The 19,305-nt window shown below is 73.2% G+C and carries 20 protein-coding genes; 12 read left to right on the top strand and 8 right to left on the bottom strand.

What is annotated here, in order from left to right; genetic code table 11:
• Positions 1-16 precede the first annotated feature (16 nt).
• Genes QRT03_RS27310 through QRT03_RS27285 form a run of 6 tightly spaced genes read left to right on the top strand, consistent with a single transcriptional unit; the run spans position 17 to position 6,669 of the window.
• Positions 17-790: an enoyl-CoA hydratase-related protein gene (locus QRT03_RS27310; protein ID WP_286056310.1), complete on the top strand. Its 774-nt coding sequence runs from the start codon at positions 17-19 to the stop codon at positions 788-790.
• Positions 787-1,941 carry an acyl-CoA dehydrogenase family protein gene (locus tag QRT03_RS27305; protein WP_286056309.1) on the top strand — a complete coding sequence of 385 codons (1,155 nt, stop codon included), beginning with the start codon at positions 787-789 and terminating at the stop codon, positions 1,939-1,941. Before QRT03_RS27310 ends, QRT03_RS27305 begins: the two co-directional genes overlap by 4 nt.
• Positions 1,934-2,977 (top strand): acyl-CoA dehydrogenase family protein, encoded by a 1,044-nt coding sequence (locus tag QRT03_RS27300; protein ID WP_286056308.1) that lies wholly within the window; start codon positions 1,934-1,936, stop codon positions 2,975-2,977. Before QRT03_RS27305 ends, QRT03_RS27300 begins: the two co-directional genes overlap by 8 nt.
• The gene (locus QRT03_RS27295) at positions 2,974-4,569 is read left to right on the top strand and encodes an AMP-binding protein (RefSeq protein WP_286056307.1); all 1,596 of its coding nucleotides are present in this window, start codon (positions 2,974-2,976) and stop codon (positions 4,567-4,569) included. The genes QRT03_RS27300 and QRT03_RS27295 overlap by 4 nt, the downstream gene beginning before the upstream one ends.
• A complete protein-coding gene (locus QRT03_RS27290) occupies positions 4,566-5,432 on the top strand; it encodes an SMP-30/gluconolactonase/LRE family protein (RefSeq protein ID WP_286056306.1) in 867 nt (288 codons plus the stop codon). The genes QRT03_RS27295 and QRT03_RS27290 overlap by 4 nt, the downstream gene beginning before the upstream one ends.
• A 55-nt stretch (positions 5,433-5,487) precedes the next feature.
• Positions 5,488-6,669, top strand: coding sequence for a TetR/AcrR family transcriptional regulator (locus QRT03_RS27285; protein ID WP_286056305.1), 1,182 nt, complete (start codon positions 5,488-5,490; stop codon positions 6,667-6,669).
• Positions 6,670-6,697: 28 nt separating this feature from the next.
• Here QRT03_RS27285 and QRT03_RS27280 read toward each other — a convergent pair whose 3' ends face one another.
• The 4 genes from QRT03_RS27280 to QRT03_RS27265 all read right to left on the bottom strand — a co-directional run bounded on the left by QRT03_RS27280 (position 6,698) and on the right by QRT03_RS27265 (position 9,897).
• Positions 6,698-7,102: a (R)-mandelonitrile lyase gene (locus QRT03_RS27280; RefSeq protein ID WP_286056304.1), complete on the bottom strand. Its 405-nt coding sequence runs from the start codon at positions 7,100-7,102 to the stop codon at positions 6,698-6,700.
• Positions 7,103-7,163: 61 nt separating this feature from the next.
• Entirely contained in the window at positions 7,164-7,469 is a 306-nt protein-coding gene (locus tag QRT03_RS27275; protein WP_286056303.1) for a carboxymuconolactone decarboxylase family protein, read from the bottom strand.
• A gap of 20 nt (positions 7,470-7,489) precedes the next feature.
• On the bottom strand, positions 7,490-8,863 hold the full coding sequence (locus QRT03_RS27270; RefSeq protein ID WP_286056302.1) for an MFS transporter: 1,374 nt from the start codon (positions 8,861-8,863) through the stop codon (positions 7,490-7,492).
• On the bottom strand, positions 8,860-9,897 hold the full coding sequence (locus tag QRT03_RS27265) for a zinc-binding dehydrogenase (protein WP_286056301.1): 1,038 nt from the start codon (positions 9,895-9,897) through the stop codon (positions 8,860-8,862). Before QRT03_RS27265 ends, QRT03_RS27270 begins: the two co-directional genes overlap by 4 nt.
• A 115-nt stretch (positions 9,898-10,012) precedes the next feature.
• On the opposite strand from QRT03_RS27265, the gene QRT03_RS27260 reads away from it, so the two are divergent.
• Both QRT03_RS27260 and QRT03_RS27255 read left to right on the top strand, forming a co-directional pair.
• Positions 10,013-10,912: a helix-turn-helix transcriptional regulator gene (locus tag QRT03_RS27260; protein WP_286056300.1), complete on the top strand. Its 900-nt coding sequence runs from the start codon at positions 10,013-10,015 to the stop codon at positions 10,910-10,912.
• A gap of 21 nt (positions 10,913-10,933) precedes the next feature.
• A complete protein-coding gene (locus tag QRT03_RS27255) occupies positions 10,934-11,764 on the top strand; it encodes a class I SAM-dependent methyltransferase (RefSeq protein WP_286056299.1) in 831 nt (276 codons plus the stop codon).
• A 136-nt stretch (positions 11,765-11,900) separates the two neighbouring features.
• Here QRT03_RS27255 and QRT03_RS27250 read toward each other — a convergent pair whose 3' ends face one another.
• The 3 genes from QRT03_RS27250 to QRT03_RS27240 form a co-directional block, all read right to left on the bottom strand.
• On the bottom strand, positions 11,901-13,379 hold the full coding sequence (locus tag QRT03_RS27250) for an aldehyde dehydrogenase (protein WP_286056297.1): 1,479 nt from the start codon (positions 13,377-13,379) through the stop codon (positions 11,901-11,903).
• A 199-nt stretch (positions 13,380-13,578) separates the two neighbouring features.
• Entirely contained in the window at positions 13,579-14,208 is a 630-nt protein-coding gene (locus tag QRT03_RS27245; protein WP_286056295.1) for a response regulator, read from the bottom strand.
• Positions 14,205-15,530, bottom strand: a complete 1,326-nt coding sequence (locus QRT03_RS27240; protein WP_286056294.1) for a sensor histidine kinase — start codon at positions 15,528-15,530, stop codon at positions 14,205-14,207. Before QRT03_RS27240 ends, QRT03_RS27245 begins: the two co-directional genes overlap by 4 nt.
• A 95-nt stretch (positions 15,531-15,625) precedes the next feature.
• Here QRT03_RS27240 and QRT03_RS27235 point away from each other — a divergent pair, with 95 nt between their 5' ends.
• Positions 15,626-16,432 (top strand): SDR family NAD(P)-dependent oxidoreductase, encoded by an 807-nt coding sequence (locus tag QRT03_RS27235; RefSeq protein WP_286056293.1) that lies wholly within the window; start codon positions 15,626-15,628, stop codon positions 16,430-16,432.
• A 77-nt stretch (positions 16,433-16,509) separates the two neighbouring features.
• Here QRT03_RS27235 and QRT03_RS27230 read toward each other — a convergent pair whose 3' ends face one another.
• On the bottom strand, positions 16,510-16,962 hold the full coding sequence (locus QRT03_RS27230; protein ID WP_286056292.1) for a DUF5994 family protein: 453 nt from the start codon (positions 16,960-16,962) through the stop codon (positions 16,510-16,512).
• Positions 16,963-17,379: 417 nt separating this feature from the next.
• On the opposite strand from QRT03_RS27230, the gene QRT03_RS27225 reads away from it, so the two are divergent.
• Genes QRT03_RS27225 through QRT03_RS27215 form a run of 3 tightly spaced genes read left to right on the top strand, consistent with a single transcriptional unit; the run spans position 17,380 to position 19,252 of the window.
• Positions 17,380-17,604 carry a hypothetical protein gene (locus tag QRT03_RS27225; RefSeq protein ID WP_286056291.1) on the top strand — a complete coding sequence of 75 codons (225 nt, stop codon included), beginning with the start codon at positions 17,380-17,382 and terminating at the stop codon, positions 17,602-17,604.
• Positions 17,605-17,639: 35 nt separating this feature from the next.
• Positions 17,640-17,789 carry a hypothetical protein gene (locus QRT03_RS27220; protein ID WP_286056290.1) on the top strand — a complete coding sequence of 50 codons (150 nt, stop codon included), beginning with the start codon at positions 17,640-17,642 and terminating at the stop codon, positions 17,787-17,789.
• Complete coding sequence (locus tag QRT03_RS27215; protein ID WP_286056289.1) at positions 17,786-19,252, top strand: wax ester/triacylglycerol synthase domain-containing protein; 1,467 nt, start codon at positions 17,786-17,788, stop codon at positions 19,250-19,252. Before QRT03_RS27220 ends, QRT03_RS27215 begins: the two co-directional genes overlap by 4 nt.
• Positions 19,253-19,305 lie beyond the last annotated feature (53 nt).

The raw sequence follows: 19,305 nt of genomic DNA, 5'->3' as shown, positions 1-19,305 counted from the left end.
GCCGAGGACGACGACGATGCAGGAACTGACGCTGCTCGACCACGAGCTGCGCGACGGGGTCGCGACGGTGTGGCTCCACCGCGAACCGGTGAACGCGACCGACCAGCACCTCTACGAGGAAATCCGCGAGTTCTTCGGGCACGTCGGTGACTACCTGCCCGGCGCTCGTGTGGTCGTGCTCGCCGGGCGGGGCCGGCACTTCTGCGCGGGCAACGACCTCGCCGAGTTCCGCACGATGGACCCCGACAACGCCCCGGAGCGGCTGCAGCTGGCCCGCGAGGCGTTCTGGGCGATCTACGACGCCCCGCTCCCGGTCATCGCCGCCGTGCACGGCGCCGCCGTCGGATCCGGGCTCGCCATCGCCGCCTCCTGCGACCTCGTCGTCGCGGCCGAGGGAGCGCAGTTCGCGACGCCGGAGGTCAACGTCGGCGTGCTCGGGGGCGCCAAGCACCTCTCGCGGCTGGTCCCGCAGGGGGTGGTGCGGCAGATGCACTACACCGGCGATCTCTACCCGGCGGAGAAGCTGTTGCCCTACGGCGGGATCGTGGAGATCGTCCCCCCGGAGCGGCTGCTGGACTCCGCCCGAGGCCTGGCCCGGTCGATCGCCCGGCACAGCCCGGTCACGCTGCGGCTGGCGAAGCGCAGCCTCAACGGCATCGAGTACATGGACCTCAAGTCCGGCTACGAGTTCGAGCAGGGACTGACGCGCGAGCTGTCGGGCTACGAGGACTCCAAGGAGGCCGTCAACGCCTTCCTCGAGCGCCGCGTCCCGAGCTACTCGGGCCGGTGAGCACCGTGCCGACCGAGGAACTGGACGCGTTCCGGGCGCGTGCCCGGGAGTGGCTGGCCGCCGTCGGACCGCCGGAGGTGCCCCTCGACCTCGACGCCCGGTTCGCGGTGCTGCGTCGCTGGCAGCGCACACTCTTCGACGCCGGATGGCTCGGCCTGTCCTGGTCGAAGGAGGCCGGCGGGCAGGCCCTCACCCACGCCCACCAGCTCGTCTTCGTCGAGGAGCTGGTGCGCGCCCGGGCCCCGCAGCCGATCGGGCTGATCGGGTTGGAGGTCGTCGGCCCGTCCATCGACCGCTACGGCACCGACGAGCAACGCCGGGACCTGCTGCCGCGGATGCTCTCGGGTGCGGACATCTGGTGTCAGGGGTTCTCCGAACCGGAGGCGGGCTCCGACCTGGCGTCGCTGCGGACGCGCGCCGTGCTCCACGGAGACCACTACGTGGTGACCGGCCAGAAGATCTGGACCAGCTGGGCCCACGAGGCGCAGTGGTGCGCCCTGCTCGTCCGGACCGATCCGTCGGTGCGCAAGCAGGCCGGCATCAGCTACCTCCTCGTCGACATGTCGAGCCCCGGGATCACGACGCGCCCGATCCGGCAGATGACCGGTGACCGGGAGTTCTGCGAGGTCTTCCTCGACGACGTCCGGGTGCCCCGGTCGAACCTGCTCGGCCGCGAGAACGAGGGCTGGGCCATCACCTCCCACACGCTGGGCAGCGAACGCTCGGGAGCGACGTTGCGACGACGCGTCGAGCTGGAGGTCGCCCTCGAGGACGCCCTCGGCCAGCTGCGCTCGGGTGGGATCGATGACGACCGGGTCCGGGCCGCCGTCGGGCGGTCGCACATCGCGATGCGTGTCCTCGACGCCCAGACCCGGCGGACCACCGACCGGCTCGCCGCGGACACCGGCCCCACCCCGGTCGACTCCGTCGACAAACTCGTGCTCAACGAGGCCGAGCAGACCGTGCTCGCGGAGATCGCCGGGCTGCTCGGCCCGCTGCGTGCGGTCCCGGGCGCACGGCCCCTCGGGCTGCGATCGGACCGATGGGCCCACGAGCACCTCTACTCCCGGGCCGCCTCCATCTACGGCGGCTCGGCGCAGGTCCAGCGCACGATCGTGGCCGAACGACTCCTGGGACTGCCCCGTGGCTGATCACGACGAGTACGGCGCCGCCGTCGACGACTACCTCGGCCGTAGTTACGCGGAGCGGAGGCACGAGCTCCTGGAACGCGGGGGATGGGACCCCGCGCTGGCCTCGGAGTTCGCGGATCTCGGCTGGTACTCCCTCGCCGTCCCCGAGGAACAGGGCGGCCTCGGAGTTCCCCTCGCGGCCCTCGGCCCGGTCTTCCTGCAGTACGGGCGGCACCTGGTGCGCGGCCCGATGCTGGAACACAGCGCGCTCCCCGCGCTGGTCCCGGGCCTCGCGCCGGCCACGGGCGCACGGCCCCCCGCGCTCGTCGACCCCGGGGTCACCGACCTCTGGGCCGACGACCTCGGCACGATCACCCGTCGCGGTCCGCGGCTCGACGGCACCGTCGAGGCCGTCCGGTTCGCCGCGCAGGCCGACCGGTTGGTCGTGGTCGCCGGCGCCGCGGTCTGCCTCGTCGACCCTGCAACCCGCGGGGTCTCCATCGAGCCGCTCGCCGGGGCCGATCCCGGCGTCGAGTTCGCCCGCGTCGAGTTCGACGACGTCGAGGCCGGCACCGTGCTGCAGGACGAGGACATGGTCGTCCGCCTCCGGTCCTGGGCCCGCCTCCTGCTCGCCTGTGAACTGAGTGGGCTCGCGCGGGGCAGCGTGGAACGCACCGTCGAGCACGTCGCGCGGCGTGAGCAGTTCGGTCGCCCGATCGGGTCCTTCCAGGCGGTCAAGCACCTCGTCGCGGACATGCACACGCGCTCGACGGCTCTGGAGAACCTCTGCCTCGCCGCCCTCGGCGACGCCGACACCGCCCCGCCGACCGAGCTCGACCTCCTGGCCTGCACGGCGAAGGCGCACGCCTCCGACGTCGCCGTGCGCGTGTGCGAGGACGCCATCCAGCTGCACGGGGGCATGGGCTTCACCACCGAGAGCGACGTGAGCTGGTTCTACCGGCGCGCCCTGGCCCTGCGCGGCTGGTACGGCGACCCGACCGAGCTCCAGGTCCGACTCGGGGCGACCCTGCTCGACCGCATCGAGGAGCACGCATGAAGGCCACCCGGCACGACGACGAGGAAGCCCGGCGGCTGGTCGAGGCGGGACACTGGGCCGGCACCCTGATCGACGAACACCTCGCCGCGGCCGCCGGTGAGGCGCCGGACGCCGTCGCGGTCGTCGACCGCGGCCGGACCTGGACCTACGGCGAGCTCGACGACGCGGTCGACCGTTTCGCGGCGGCTCTGCGCCGACGCGGCGTCGCCCGGGGCGACGTCGTCTCCTGGCTCCTCCCGAACTGGGCCGAGGCGATCATCACCCACCTCGCGACGATCCGGCTCGGCGCGGTCAGCAACCCGATCATCCCCATCTACCGGCACCGCGAGACGGCCTTCATCCTGCGCCAGGCCGGGTCACGCGTCGTCGTGATCCCACAGCTCTTCCGGGGGTTCGACTACCCGGCGATGATCGACGAGATCCGTCCGGACGCGCCCGCTCTGGCGCACGTGGTCGTGGTGGGCGACGACCTCCGCGGTGACCACGTCCGGTTCGAGGACCTCCTCGAGGAGGACCGGGCCGTCCCCACCGACGAGGAGCGGTCCGCCGGGGACATCGCGCTGCTGCTCTACACCTCGGGAACCACCTCGGCCCCGAAGGGCGTGCTGCACAGCCACCACACCCTGGAACACGAGAACCGCAGCATCATCGACTTCTTCTCGTTGTCCGCCGCCGACGTGGTGTTCATGCCCTCGCCCGTCGGGCACATCATCGGCGTCCTCTACGGCATGCAGCTGCCCTTCATGCTGCGCACGTCGGTGGTGCTGCTCGACGTGTGGGAACCGGGCACGGCCCTCGAGCTGATCGAGCGGCACGGCTGCAGCTTCGTCGTCGCGGCCACTCCCTTCCTGCACGGGCTCGTCCACCACCCGTCCCTGGCCGACCGCGACGTCAGGGCGCTGCGCACCTTCGCCTGCGGCGGCGCCGACGTGCCACCCACCCTGATCCGGGCCGCGACCAGCGCCCTCGGCTGCACCGTCAGTCGCGGCTACGGGTCGACCGAGTACCCGACCGCCACGGCCTGCAACGAGACCGACCCGCTCGACCGGCGGGCCGGGACCGACGGACGAGCGATCGGCCAGGCGCGGACCCGGATCGCCCCCGACGGGGAACTGCAGGTCCGGGGCCCGGAGCTGTTCCTGGGCTACCTCGACGCGTCGCTCAACGTCGAGGCGTTCACCGACGACGGCTGGTTCCGCACCGGCGACCTCGCCCACATCGACGACCAGGGCTACGTCGAGATCACCGGCCGGCAGAAGGACATCATCATCCGCGGCGGCGAGAACATCAGCGCCAAGGAGATCGAGGACGAGCTCGCCGAACACCCCGACGTCGCCGACGTCGCGGTGGTCTCCTCGCCCGACCCGGTCCTCGTCGAACGCGTCTGCGCCGTCGTCGTCCCCCGGGCGGGAGCCGACATCACGCTCACGACGGTCGTCGACTGGCTCACCGCGCGCCGACTGGCACGCCAGAAGCTGCCCGAGAGCCTCCTGCTCACCGACGAACTGCCGCGCAATGCCAGCGGCAAGGTCCAGAAGTTCCTGCTCCGCGACCTCGCGCGCGAGCACGCACCCCAGGGAGTGACCCGATGAAGCTGCACACCCCGAGCGAGTTCGCCTCCGGGCACCAGTTCCTCGAAGGACTGCGCTGGCACGACGGTGCCCTGTGGGCCAGCGACTTCTTCAGCACGGAGGTCCTCACCTTCGACACGGACGGGAAGGCGACGACCGTCGCGACGATCCCGGGCATGCCCTCCGGGCTCGGCTTCCTGCCCGACGGGTCGACCCTCGTCGTCTCGCAGGCCGACGCGACCATCCGGCGGCTCGCCCCGGAAGGAGGCGAGGTCTCCGTCTACGCCGACTTCAGCCACATCGCCGGCGGACCCGGCAACGACCTCCTCGTCACGACGACGGGTCACGCCTACGTCGGCAACTTCGGCTTCGCCGTCGGTCAGGAGGACCCGAAGCCGACCTCGCTGGCCCACGTCGACCCCGGCGGAACCGTCCGCCGCGTCGAGGGCGAGGTCCTGTTCCCCAACGGCATGGCGATCACCTCCGGCGGCGAGCTACTCGTCGCCGAGACCTTCCGGAGCCGGATCACCGCCTTCGACGTCGCCGACGACGGGACCCTCGGCGGCCGGCGCACCTGGGCGCAGCTGGAGCCGACGATGATGCCCGACGGCATCGCCCTCGACGCCGACGACGGGGTCTGGTTCGGCAACGCCCTCACCACCGGCGACGACGCCGGCTTCTACCGCGTCGAGGAGGGCGGCGGGATCACCGACAAGGTCGTCGTCCGCGGAGCCCAGGCGGTGTCGTGCACCTTCGGGAACGACGACCTCGCCACCCTGTACATGGCCTGCAACGACACCACCCTCGAGGACTTCGTGCAGGGACGGTCCTCCGCCGTCGTCGCGACCGCGCGGGTCGGCCGCGTCGGGGCGCCCGCGCGCTGACCGGGGCGCGGCCCCCCTCGCTACGCTGCGATGCGGAGCGGGAGGAGGCCACGGCATGGACGTCGCCGACGGCGCGGCGACGCGCCCCGCTGCGGGGCGACGCCGGGTCGAGATCGCGCGGGACGCGGCCGAGCTCTTCGCACGCCGCGGCTTCCACGCGGTGCGGATGAACGACATCGCCGAGGCCGGCGGCATCACCGCCCGAGCGCTCTACCGCCACTACGCCAACAAGCAGGCACTCCTCGCGCACGTGATCCGCGAGGACCAGCAACACGTCCTCGACGCGATCGCGGCGCTGGAACGACGCCCACCGGACGCGCGCGGGCTCGAGAACGATCTGACCGCGATGGTCGCCGCGGCGCTCGACAGCCGCCGGCTCTCTGTGCTCTGGCAACGCGAGGCCCGTCACCTCACGTCGGAGGACTACGCGCTGGTCCGGCGTCGGACTCGGTTCATCGCCGAGCGCTTCCGGGTGCTGCTGGTCGAGCCCGCACACCCCGACCTCGGCGAGGACACGGCCGACCTGCGCAGTTGGGTCGTGGTCAGCCTCGTCTCGGGCCCGGGCTTCTACGACACCACCCTGTCCCGCGCGCGACTCGAACGCTCACTGGTGGCCGCCGGTACGCGCGTGATCCGAGCGCCTGCGGTCGAGAGCGTGCACCCGACGACGGAGGCCGAGCGGCCCACGACCGCCCGGCGCGAACAGCTCATCGACGCCGCCGCCCGGGAGTTCCGCGCGAAGGGCTTCGCCGGTGTGAGCATGGACGACATCGGCGCCGAGGTCGGCGTCGTCGGGCCCGCCCTGTACCGCTACGTCGACACCAAGGTCGATCTCCTGAGCACGGCCGTGACCCGCCTGCACGAGTGGTTGGCCCTCGAGACGCGACGCAGTCTCCGGTGCCCCTCCGACGACGAGGTGCTCGGCCATCTCGTGTCGGGGTACATCCGCGTCGCGTGCGACGCCACCGACCTCCTGGCGACCTCGCTGACCGAGAAGCTGTACCTCCCGGACAACGTGCTCGACCGGACCGAACGCAGCGAGGCGGACTCCTTCGGCGAGTGGCAACGCTGGCTCGTCGTCCGACGGCCCGATCTGGCGGAGGCCGAGGCGGCCACCCTCGTGCGTGCCGCCAGGACCGTCATCGACGACTGCGTCCGCATCCCTCATCTACGACGCCATCCCGCCATGGCCGACGAGCTCCGGTGCGCAGCACTCGCGACGATGGGACTGACGTAGACGCCTCCCACGGGCCGGCCGACCCCGGTCAGTCGGAGTGCGCCTGGCGGTACTGGTCGTCGGTGACGGGTTCGAGCCAGGTGGTGCCGTCTCCCTCGGCGGTGCCTTCGAGCAGGGCGTAGTGGCACATCAGCTGGCCGTCGACGGAGCCGTGCCAGTGTTCCTCGCCGGGTGGGGTCCAGACGCTGTCGCCGGGGCGCAGTCGGATGACGGTGCCGTCGCGGCCGACGACGACGCCCTCGCCGTCGGTGCAGACCAGGGTCTGGCCGAGAACGTGGGAGTGCCAGTTCGTGCGGGCGCCGGGGGTGAAGCGCACGAGCGCGGCGGAGAGGCGGGAGGGCTCGCGGGCGGGGTGGACGATGTTGAGGTAGACCTCGCCGGTGAAGCGTTCGGCGGGCGCCTTGGCGGTGGGGGTCCGGGGGTCGAGTTCCACGGGTTCTCCTGGTCGGGTCAGAGGGCGGTGCAGCCGCCGCCGGCGGGCAGAGGCATCGGGGTCACGAGGCGTCCTCCCCGAGGACCTCCTGCAGTCGGGTCAGGGCGGTGACGGCGGTCGGCCAGCCGCTGTAGAAGGCGAGGTGGGTGATCGCCTCGACCAGCTCCTCGCGGGTCAGGCCGTTCTCCATCGCCCGGTTGAGGTGGAAGCCGAGCTGCTCGGTGCGGTACAGCGAGACCAGCGAGGCGACCGTGATCAGGCTGCGGTCGCGCTTGGACAGGCCGGGGCGTTCCCAGACGTCGCCGAAGAGGACCTCGGTGTTGAGCTCCTTGAGCTTCGGGGCGAGGTCGAGCGGGTGCTGCGCCATGGTGGTCCTTCCGTGGAGCGTCAGGTGGAGGTCGGGACCCGGGAGGGTGCCCGGACGACGAGCGCGATCACGGCGCACGCCAGGGAGATGATCGCGGTGACGATGACGTCCGTGTCCCACCCGGCGATCGCGGCGGCGGGTCCGGCGCCGGCTCCGGCGACGAGGACCGCGCACACGGTGATCCCGACGGCCGAGCCGACGTAGCGCGCGGTGTTGTTGGCGCCCGACCCCATCGCGGCGCGGTCGGGCGGCACGCTCGCCACGGCCTGGCGCCCGAGGGCGGCGTTGAGGACCCCGTTGGCGGCGCCGGCGATCAGGAGACCGGGCACCAGCCGGGCGGGGGAGGAGTCGACGTCGAGTCCGAGCAGCGCGACCTGGCCGACGGCGATCCCCACCAGGCCCCCGACGAGCAGCGTCCGCGGGGTGACCGACTCGGGGAACCAGCGTGCCGCGTAGGCGGTGACGGCGCTCGTCCCCGACCACGCCAGCAGCACCACGGACGCGGCGAGGGCCCCGAGTCCGAGACCACGCTCGAGCACGGTCGGGACGAAGTTCGACAGCGAGAGCACCCCGGCACCGGCGCCCAGGGCAGCGACGGTCGCGCCAGTGAAGTCCGGACGGCGGAAGAGCCCGAGGTCGAGCATCGGGGCGGGGCTGCGGTGCTCGACGACGACGAACCCGGCGGCCAGGACGGCCGCGCCGACCAGCAGGACGATCGTTCCCGGTGTGGGCCCGTCGCTGCGGCCCTGTACGAGCCCGGCCAGGAGTGCCGCCACCGCCGCGGGGAGCAGCACGGTGCCGGGAACGTCGATCGGCCGCGGCCGGTCGGCACGGGACTCGGCGAGCAGGACCTGCCCGGCCACGGCGAGTCCCACCGCGACGAGGGCGATCGTCAGGTACGGCAGACGCCACCCGCCGAGCGCGGCGAGCCCGGAGGCGACGAGCGGCCCCGTCGCCACCCCCGCACCGAGCGCGGCACCCCACGCCGCGGTCGCGCGGGACCGGGCGCGGCCGTCCGGGAACGACCGACCGACCAGGCCGAGTCCGCAGGCCATGACCGCCGCACCGCCGAGGCCCTGCACGACCCGCATGACGACGAGCCACCACGCGGCAGTCGCGAGCCCGCCGAGCACCGAGGCCAGGGCGAGGAGCAGGGCCCCGACGACGAACACCCGCCGTCGTCCGCGCTCGTCTCCGAGCGACCCGGCGGCCATCAGCCCGGCGGCGCACCCGAGGCTCATCCCGGCGAGGATCCACGCCTGCGCGCCCGGTCCCGCGCCGAGGCCGTCCGCAGTGGCGACGAGCGTCGCCAGCGGCGTGGTGAACGCGACCAGAGTGAGCCACACCCCGGCCCCGGCGACCACGACGGTGGCGTCGCGGGACCGGGTGGTCACGGCGTGACCAGGACCTTGAGGGCCTCGCGGTCGGCCATCGCGCGGTACCCGACGGGGACGCCGTCGAGGCCGACGGCGCGGTCGAAGACCTTGCCCGGTTCGACGGTGCCGTCGAGGACGTGGGGGAGCAGGGTCTCGATGTAGGCGCGGGTGGGGGCGGGGCCGCCGGTGAGGGTGACGTTGGGGCCGAAGAGGCTGCCGAACCCGACGGGGGCGTCGTCGTACTGCGGGACTCCGACGCGGCTGATGGTGCCGCCGGGGCGGACGATGCCGAGGGACTGGTCGTAGGCGGGGCGGGCGCCGACGGCTTCGAGGACGACGTGCGCGCCCTCGCCGCCGGTGAGTTCCCGGACCTTCTCGATGCCCTCGTCGCCGCGTTCGGCGACGACGTCGGTGGCGCCGAACTCGACCCCGAGGTCGGTGCGGGTCTTGTGCCGGCCCATGAGGATGATCTGTTCAGCGCCGAGCAGCTTCGCCGACGCGACGGCGAGCAGCCCGACGGCGCCGTCGCCGACGACCGCGACGGTCTTGCCGGGTTCAACCCGGCCTTGGACGGCGGCGTGGTAGCCGGTGCCGAAGACGTCGGAGAGGGTCAGCAGCGAGGGCGCGAGTGCGGTGTCCGCGCCGACCGGGAGCTTCGCGAGGGTGCCGTCGGCGAGCGGGACGCGGATGGCCTCGGCCTGTCCGCCCTGCTGTCCGGGCTCGTCCCAGAACCCGCCGTGCACGCAGGAGGTCTGCAGGCCCTCGCGGCAGAACGCGCAGGTGCCGTCGGAGTAGGCGAACGGGGCGACGACGAAGTCCCCGGGCTTGAGTCCGGACACCTCCGGGCCGACCTCCTCGACGACGCCGAGGAACTCGTGACCCATCCGCGCGGGTCCGTCGGTGGCGGGCATCGAGGCGTAGGGCCACAGGTCGCTGCCGCAGATGCAGGAGGTGGTGATCCGCACCAGGGCGTCGGTGGGTGCCTCGAGGCGGGGGTCGGGGACGTCCTCGGTGCGGACGTCGCCGGCGGCGTACATCAGGGTGGCTCGCATGACGACCACAGAACGCCCCGACCCGTCGTCGTGACAGGCGGAGTCGGGAGGGGTGCCGGGAGGGGGGTGCCGGCAACACCCCTCACGAGGACCGCGACGGTCGTACCGTCGAGCCATGGACGCCCGCAGTGAGCTCGGCGAGTTCCTCACCTCGCGCCGTGCGCGGATCACCCCCGACCAGGTCGGGCTGCCGGTGTACGACGCCGGCAAGCGGCGCGTGCCCGGGCTGCGCCGCCAGGAGGTCGCGACCCTGGCCGGTCTCTCGATCGACTACTACACCCAGCTCGAGCGCGGGAAGGCCGCCGGCGTCTCCGAGGCCGTGCTCGACGCGATCGCGCGGGCGCTGCAACTCGATGAGGCGGAGCGCTCGCACCTCGAGGACCTGCACCGCGGCATCGCCACCCGTCCCGCCCGCCCGCGTCCGCGGCGGGCGACCACGATCCGCCCGATGCTCCGGCGGCTGCTCGACGCTCTCACGGTGCCCGGGATGATCGGCAACGCGCGGCAGGATCTCGTCGCCGCGAACACGCTGGGGCACGCGTTCTACGCGCCGCTCTACCCGGACCCGCAGCGCCCGGACCCGACGGTGCCGGTGAACTTCGCCCGGTTCTGCTTCCTCGACCCGAAGGCCCCGGAGTTCTATCCGGACTGGGAGTTCATGGCCGACGTGGCGGTGAACAACCTGCGCACGGCGGCGGGCCGCGACCCCTACGACCGCGGCATCTCCGACCTCGTCGGCGAGCTCTCGACGCGCAGCGAGGAGTTCCGCGTGCGCTGGGCCAAGCACAACGTGCGCCTGCACCGGACCGGGATCAAGCGGTTCCACCACCCCGTCGTCGGGGACCTCGAGGTCGGCTACGAGACGATCCCGCTGCCGGCCGATCCGGGCCTGCAGCTCACGGTCTACAGCCCCGAACCCGCGTCGCCGTCGGCGGATGCGCTCGTGCTCCTCGCGTCGTGGACGGCCACGCACCTCACGGACGCGGCGACCGGGACCGTCGACGAGCGTCGGTGATCCGTCCTCCAGGATGGAGCCGTGGACACCGAGCCCAATGCCGAGCAGCGCGCCCGGTGGAACGGCCCGTCGGGGAGTGCCTGGAGCGAGTACGCCGAGCACTTCGAGCGCGGGTACGCCGACTTCGACGCGGCCTACCTCGCTGCGGTCGGCGCGGGCGCGGACGACACGGTGCTCGACGTGGGCAGTGGCCCCGGGGCCCTCGCTCTCGAGATCGCGGCGACCGCGTGTCGCGTGGTCGGGGTCGACGTGTCCGTTCCTCTCGTCGAGCTCGCCCGTCGTCGCGCGCGGGCGGCGGGTCGCGGCGACGCGGAGTTCGTGGTGGCGGACGCGCAGGTCGACCCGCTGCCCGAGGGGCCGTTCGACGTCGTGGCGAGTCACTTCGGGTCGATGTTCTTCGACGACCCCGTCACCGCGTTCTCCGCTCTGTTCCGGGTGATGCGCCCCGAGGGGCGGCTCGTGCTGCTCACCTGGCAGGGCCCGGAGCGCAATCCCTGGCAGGTCGAGGTGCTGCGCGCCCTGCACCCCGACCGGGAGGCGCCGATCCCGCCGACCGACGGGCCGAGCCCGTTCGGGCTCAGCGACGCGGTCCGCGTCCGGGACGTCCTGGGGACAGCGGGCTTCGTCGACGTCGATCTCGAGGACCTGCGGGCCCCGCACTGGTCGGGGGCCGATCCGGACGATGCCCTGCGTTTCGTGGTCACCCACCACGCGGCCGTGCTCGACGGGTACGACGAGGCCACCCGTGCGCGTGCCCTCGACCGCCTCCGCGGGCTGTTCGAGGCCCACGACACCCCGGACGGGGTGCTGTTCGACTCGGCGACGTGGCTCGTGCGGGCGCGCCGACCCTGACCTGACCGGCTTCCGCTGCCTCGGGTGTCGGTCCGGCGGAGCTCGTCGCCCACGTCGGGCCCGAAGTCCGATCGGGTGATCCCGGTGACACGTTCCCGACGACGGGTCCGCCGTGCGGACCCGTCGTCGGGAAGGATCAGCGCAGGTAGCTCGCCGGCGCGTAGATCGACTTGTACTCGAGGTAGTTGTTGATGCCCTCGGGTCCGAGCTCGCGGCCGATCCCGGAGTCCTTCATCCCGCCGAAGGGGGCCCCGAGGTCGATGTCGTAGCGGTTGACGCCGATCGTCCCCGTCCGGATCCGGCGGGCAACGCCGAGCCCGCGCTCCTCGTCGGCCGAGTACACCGAGCCGCCGAGACCGTAATTGGAGTCGTTCGCGATCCGCACGGCCTCGTCGTCGGAGTCGAACGGCGTCATCGCGAAGACGGGGCCGAAGACCTCCTCGCGGGCGAGCTGATCGTTGTTGTCGACGTCCGCGAACACGGTGGGCTCGACGAACCAGCCGCGGTCGAAGTCACCACGGCCGCCGCCGGTGACCAGGCGCGCCGAGGAGTTCCGTCCGACGTCGATGTAGCCCAGCACGCGCTCGAGGTGGGTATGCGAGGCCATCGGGCCGACGGTCGTCGCCGGGTCGAGCGGATTGCCGACCACCTGGTCGCGGGAGTACTGGGCGACCGCCTCCACCACCTCGTCGTAGCGCGAGCGCGCGACCAGCATGCGGGAGGCGGTGGTGCAGGTCTGGGCGTTGTTCATGAACGACGACGTGGGCAGGGCGCGCAGGAAGGTGTCGAGGTCGGCGTCCTCGAGGAACACCGACGCGGACTTGCCGCCCAGTTCGAGGGTGCAGCGACGGATCAGCCGGCCGCACTCGGCGCCGATCCAGCGCCCGGCGGCGGTGGAGCCGGTGAAGGCGATCTTGTCGACGCCGGGGTGGGTCACCAGCGACGCGCCGGCCTCGCGACCCGCGAGCACGATGTTGAGCACGCCCGGCGGCAGGCCGATCTCCTGAGCCGCGTCGGCGAAGACGTAGGTGTCGAGTGCGGTCTCGGGCGATGGCTTGAGCACGACGGTGCAGCCGGCGGCGAGGGCCGGGGCGACCTTGAACATCGCGAGCGCCTGGGGGTAGTTCCACGGCGTGATCGCGCCGACGACCCCGACCGGCTCCCGGCGCACGATGGTGGCGCCGTCGACACCCGTGCTCGGGCGTACCGACTCCAGCTCGACGTTCTGGATGACCTGCGCGAACATCCGCAGCAGGCCGGCGGGCGCGCCGCCGTTGAACGCCGACGACAGCGCGATCGGCATGCCGTTCTCCTGGCTGACCAGGCGGCTCGTCGACTCGGCGCGAGCCTCGAGGGCGTCGGCGAAGCGCAGCATGAAGTCCACGCGCTCCGCGACCGAGGTCCGCCCCCAGGGACCTTCATCGAGGGCCCGCCGGGCGGCGCGGACGGCGGCGTCGATGTCGGCGTCGGTACCGAGCGCGGCCTCGCCGAGCACCTCCCCGGTGGCGGCCTCGATGGCGCGGTGGGTCTCGGTGCCGCGCGGCTCGACCCACTCGCCGTCGATGAAGAAGCGCGTGCGGTCCAGCTCGGTGCGAGCGTCGGCGATGGCGGTCACGTCAGGGTCTCCTGCCCGTAGGTGAGGTCGGACACCCCCTACTGTCACCGCAGATGCGGAGTTTGACAAGAGCTGTGCCCGTCGTTGCGGAAGGATGGAACGAGGGGGACTCCGGCCCGCGCGAGCTCGGCCAGGCGTACCTCGATGCTCACGTAGGGGGTGCCGACCGTGCCGGCCCGCACCCGCTCGTCTCGCGGGATCACTGGTCGGCTGGGCGGAGGTGGCGTGCGGTCCAGAGTGCGGCCTGGGTGCGGTCGGTGACGCCGAGGCGTTGGTAGATGTTGGTGAGGTGGTTCTTGACGGTGCGTTCGGTGATGGTGAGGCGGCGGGCGATCTGTTTGTTGCCGAGCCCGTCGGCGACCAGCAGGAGTACCTCGGTCTCGCGGTCGGTGAGGTCGACGGTGCGTGCGGGGGCGGAGCGGGCGCTGAGAAGGACCCGGGCGGCGCGCCCGTCGAGCGGGACCTCGCCGCGGGCGACCTGGCGGAGTCCCTCGATGATGGTCTCCGGTTCGGCGTGCTTGAGCAGGTAGCCGTCGGCCCCGGCGTCGAGGGCGGCGAGGACGTGGCGTTGGTCGGCGAACGAGGTGAGGACGAGGACGCGGGTCCCGGGGACGGCCGTCCGGATGCGGCCGGTCGCGGTCGCCCCGTCGGTGCCGGGCATGGAGAGGTCCATGAGCACGACGTCGGGTCGCAGCCGCTCGGTCTCGGTGACCGCGGCGTCGCCGTCGCGGGCCTCGCCGACGACGGTGAGGTCGTCGACGGTGGAGATCAGGGTGACGAGGCCCTGGCGGACGACGGCGTGGTCGTCGACCACGAGGACGGTGGTCACGTCGGCGGTAGCCGGACGGTGACGGTGGTGCCGGCACCGGGTGCGGACCGGATGTCGACGGACCCGCCGGCGTCCTCGACCAGGTCGGTGATCGACCGCAGCCCGAGGTGGCCCGCGGCGCGTCGGGCGGCGGCCTCGTTGGGGTCGAACCCGCGCCCGTCGTCGGCGACGTCGAGTCGCCAGCCGTCCGGCACCGTCGTCAGGGTGAGCTGGACGTGCTCGGCGCCGGCGTGGCTGACGATGTTGCGCACCGTCTCCTGGGTCGCGCGGTAGAGCAGGGCGGCCTCGGCGGGGCCGACCTCGTCGACGTCGTCCAGGTGGACCGCCACCGTCGGCCGGCGACGGCGCAGGCCCGCCGCCAACTCGTGCAGGGCCGGCCCGAGGCCCTCCTCGGCGAGGTTGGGCGGGTAGATGTCGACGAGCAGCGTGCGCAGCGACCCGATGCTCTCGCGCAGTCGTGTGGCGGACTCGGTGGCCACCCCCGCCTCGGGTCCGCCTCGCAGCCGGGTCGCGTCGAGCCCGTAGGTGATGCCGGTGAGTTCCTGGACGACGCCGTCGTGCAGGTCCTGCGCGATCCGCCGTCGTTCGGCGGTGGAGGCCTCGACGGCGTGCCGGAGCAGCCGTTCGCGCTGGCGCTCGCGGCGCTGCAGCTTGCGGGCGAGCACGACCGCGAGTGGGATCTGGACGAGTTCGAGCAGCAGCAGGGCGCCGACCGAGAGCGGCGCGAAGGTCCGCCAGGCGTCCCAGCCCGCCTCGGCGACGGCGTCGTAGCGGAAGTAGGCCTCGTAGAGCAGCGGTGTGCCGCCCGGGGTCCGGACCCCGGTGTAGACCTCGAGCACGGTGCCCGTGGCGTCCTCGGTGGTGCCGGCCTCCTGGTCGAGCCCGGCCAGGGCGCGGCGTTCCGCGGCGTCCAGGGAGTGCCGGTCGCCGATCTCGTCGGGGTGGTCGCTGTAGACGATCCGGCCGGCGTCGTCCCAGATCTTGACCTGGAACAGGGAGTGTCCGAGGACCGCGCGGCGCACGGCGTCGTCGACCGCCCGGATCGCGGCCGGGTCGCCGGTGAGCAGCCCGTCGGACAGTTGGGGTTCGACGACGCCGTGGGCGGTCGCGGTCGCGATCTGCGCGACCTGGTCGGTCGCCACCACGGTCGCCTGGTGGCGGGCGACCAGCGCGATCGCGACCGCCAGCCCGACGGTGACCAGCACCCCGGCCGCGGTGAATCCCGCGACCAGCCGCGGTGCGGTCGCCCGGAACAGCCGTCGGGTCGGGCGCTGCGGAGGTGGTGACGTCGGAGCGGGCGCCGCGTCCACCTCTCCGATCACGTGGGCGAGACTACGGAGTCCGGGCACGCGGATCAGGGGTACCAGGACCATCGTCCAGTGGTCCGGGGTCCGGGCGCGACCGCAGGCTGACGATCATGACGATCAGCCCCGTCGCGTCCTCCGCCCTGGTCACCGGGGCGTCCTCGGGCATCGGCGCGGCGTTCGCGCGCGCCCTCGCGGAGCGGGGCCGACCGCTGGTGCTGGTCGCGCGGTCGGAGGAGGCGCTTCGGCGGCTGGCGGAGAGCCTGCCGGTGCCGGTCCGGGTGAGCGTGGCCGATCTGACGGTGCCCGAGGACCTGGCTCGCGTGGAGGCGCTACTCGGTGAGGTCGGGCTGCTCGTCAACAACGCGGGGGCGACCACGTTCGCCGGGCTGGGCGGGCAATCGCCCGCCGAGCTCGACGCGTCGGTGCTGCTCAACGTCCTCGCCCCGACGCGTCTGACCGCGGCGGCGCTGCGGTCGATGGCGCCGGGCAGCGGGATCATCAACGTCTCGTCGACCGCGGCGGGTCGGGACGACCCGGCCCTGGCGACCTACGCCGCGGGCAAGGCCTACCTCGAGTCGTTCTCCCGCGCCGCGCGGCACGAGGCGGTCGAGCGGCGGATCGCGCTGACGGTGGTCCGGCCCGGACGGACCCGCACCGCGTTCCACCAGCGGGCCGGCGAGGAGTCCGCACACCTGCCCGCGTCGCGTTGGCAGACGGCGGCGACCGTGGTGCGCGCCGCCCTCACCGCCCACGAGCGCGGCGAGGACGAGGTGACGATCGCTCCGGGCCGCCCTGCCCCGACGACCGCGCACCTCGCGGACCCGGGTGTACGACTCGTGCACGACGGCACGCCGTCGTCCCGCGGTCGAGACAGTCGCGCCAGTGTTCGCCCCGCGATGCGATGCCGTGATCGGTGACGTGGATGCGGGTGATCTGGGACTGCCTCTCCCGCATCGACGGATGTCACCACCATCGCTTCGTGCCCGAGGAGCGCTCACGCCATGGCGACGGCGAGCACCTCGACGGGTGAGCGGCGCTCACCGCCGAGGGCAGCGGCCTCCAGCAACCGGATCGCGCGCTCCTGGGTGGTGTCGGCGGGTATCACCATCAGCCCGATCCGGGACCTCCCCCGCCCGCGGACCACGAGCCAGACCGTGGACGCCTCGATCGACCGGAAGCCCTCCACCGGGATGCGGCCCGCCCGGGTCGTGATTAGACGTCGGCCTACGTCGTCCCACTCGCTGAGGCCGAAGGCGACCCGCTCGACGGGCCCGACCAGGTCCTCGATGCGGTCGAGCAGCGAGGGGAGTTCCGCGGCGAGATCCCGGCTCCGTGGCCACCAGGCCCCGTCCACGGCACCGTGCTCGCCGGCCCCTCGGTGACCGAGGCGCACCCGCACCTCGTCAGAGCTGACCGACTGGTCCTGTACATCGTCCGGTCCCGACATCGCGGGCGCCCCGTCCCAGGCCGCCGAGCGGCCGGTGTTCAGTTCTGGCGGGGAGGACCGGCGTGGGCGCCGGTCGCCGACGCCCCGATTCCTGCAGCGTACGCGGCCGAAGCGCCCCGGTGGCCCGACGGGGAGGCGCGGTGGGCGGGTGCCCCCCCCCCCGGCTCGGTGGCACGAGGTTGCGTGCGACGCGCGCTCGGAGGACAGTCGCCGGTGCGGAGAGTCTCGACGATCAGATGGGTGGTCGACTTCGCATCCGCCCGCATCGGGAGCCTGGGCCCTCTCAGAAGGCCACGCCTCCGGCCGACCTCCGGCCTCTCCTGACGCGCCCGTGAGCGTTCGAGCCGCCCGACCTCGTGCGGCCCGTCCCCCCTCATCGCGGGGCGCTCGGGATTCTCCACGACACTGAGGAATTCCATGCCCCGTTTCGCCGTATCCGCCTGGGACTACGACGAGCCGCCCGTCCCTCGTCCTGCCCACGAGGAGTGGATCGACCAGCTCACGGTGCTCCAGGTGCTGGCTCGCCACGGCGATCAGGAGGCCGAGGCCCAGGCGCGGGCCTGGCTGGCTCGCGATCCGGCTGCCCGCACCCTGTGGGACACGGTGGCCGGCGTCTGCGGGAACACCGCCGACGGCCGCTGATGTGGACGAGCGCTCGACAACTGGTGGTCGACCTGATGGACCTGAGTCGGGAGGCGGTCGAGGCGGCCGGTCTCGGCGTCCTGGTCCTGGTCCGTCCACGGCCCCTCCACGTGACGGGGATCGAGCACGGGCCCGGGCCGCGCCCCGAGGTGCGGTCGGCGTCGGGAGGACGGGGGCTGCGGTGACGCGGCGGGTGAACCCCGCGGAGACCGTGGGCGCCCGGGAGATCGGGAACTCGGGGGAGTACGGCACGAGGGTCGTCGTCGACTCACCGCGGCGGCTCAACGCCCTCGAGGCGATGATGTGGCGGGCGGAGGCCGATCCCCGGCTGCGGCACCCGGTGGTGATCGTCGACCTTCTCGACGTCGAGCCGATCTGGGACCGGGTCCTCGATTCCCACGACCGGGCCACCCGGTCCGTCCCACGGCTCCGCGACCGCGTCCTCGAGCCGTGGTGGGGGTGGGGTCTGCCGGAGTGGTCCGCCGACCCGAGCTTCTCCCTCGCGTTCCACGTCCGCCGGATGCGGCTCGCCGAGCCCGGCGGCCTGTCCTCGTTGCTCGACGTCGCCGCGACGTGGGCAGCCACGCCGTTCGATCGCGCCCGTCCGCCGTGGGAGGCCCTGCTCGTGACGGGGCTGGACGGCGGCGGCGCGGGTTACCTGCTCAAGGTCCACCACAGCTTGGCGGACGGTGTCGGACTGGTCCAGATCCTCTCCCTGCTGCACGGACATGGCCGTGAACCGGAACCGGCGGGCCCTGTGGAGGTGTCCCCTTCCCGTGACGGTCGGTCCCGATTCGGGCTGACGGCGGCGCGGACGGTGGGCATGCTCGGGGCGGCGCCGGCCGCGCTGCTCGGCGGCGTCTCCGCGATGGTGGGCGTGGCGGCCGGACACGCGCGCCATCCCGTGACCGCGGCCCGGGACGGCGCGGCGTTCGCGGCGTCGGCCGCCCGAGCGGCCGTCCCGCACCACGTGCACCCCTCGCCGCTGCTGCGCCACCGGAGCCTGAACCGCAGGTTCCTGGTCTGGGACGTCGAGCTGGAGGGCCTCAGACGGGCAGGGCGAGCGGCGGGTGGCTCGTTGAACGACGCGTACGTCGCCGCCGTTCTCGGTGGTGTGGCCCGGTACCACCGCAGGATGGGTGAACCGGTGCCCGCGCGGGTCCCGGTCGGTATGCCCGTGAACACGCGGGTGGGGTCCGATGCGCTGGGCGGTAACCACTGGGCGGGCCTACGGTTCGCTGCCCCGGTGGGCGAGGACGACGCGGCAGTGCGCATCCGTCTGGTCCGCGACATCGTCGCGGGTCTGAGGCAGGAGCGGATCACCGATGCGCTCGGTCTGATCGCGCCGCTGCTCGCCGCGCTCCCGCCGGTGGTCCTCGCTCGCGTGCAGGGCGGGGCGACCCGCGGCAACGACGTGCAGGTGAGCAACATCCCGGGGATGACCCGGCTGGCGTTCGTCGCCGGCGCCCGCATCGAGCGCAGCTACGCCTTCGGGCCGTTGCCCGGGGGAGCGGTGATGGTGGCCCTGCTGTCGGACGCGGACACCTGCCACGTGGGGGCCACCGTCGATCCCGCCGCGGTCACCGCGCCCGAGGTGCTCACGGCATGCGTGGAGGAGGCGTTCGCCGAGGTGCTCGCCCTCGGCTGACGTCGGCCGGCTCCGAGCCGACCGCACGACGCTGCGGGGCGACGGATCCGCCG

Origin of the sequence: Actinomycetospora termitidis, from assembly GCF_030286555.1 — a bacterium.
In the GTDB taxonomy this organism is placed as follows: Bacteria; Actinomycetota; Actinomycetes; order Mycobacteriales; family Pseudonocardiaceae; genus Actinomycetospora; species Actinomycetospora termitidis.
Note: the sequence above shows the minus strand (reverse complement) of the source record. Positions and strands in the feature narration are given on the sequence as shown.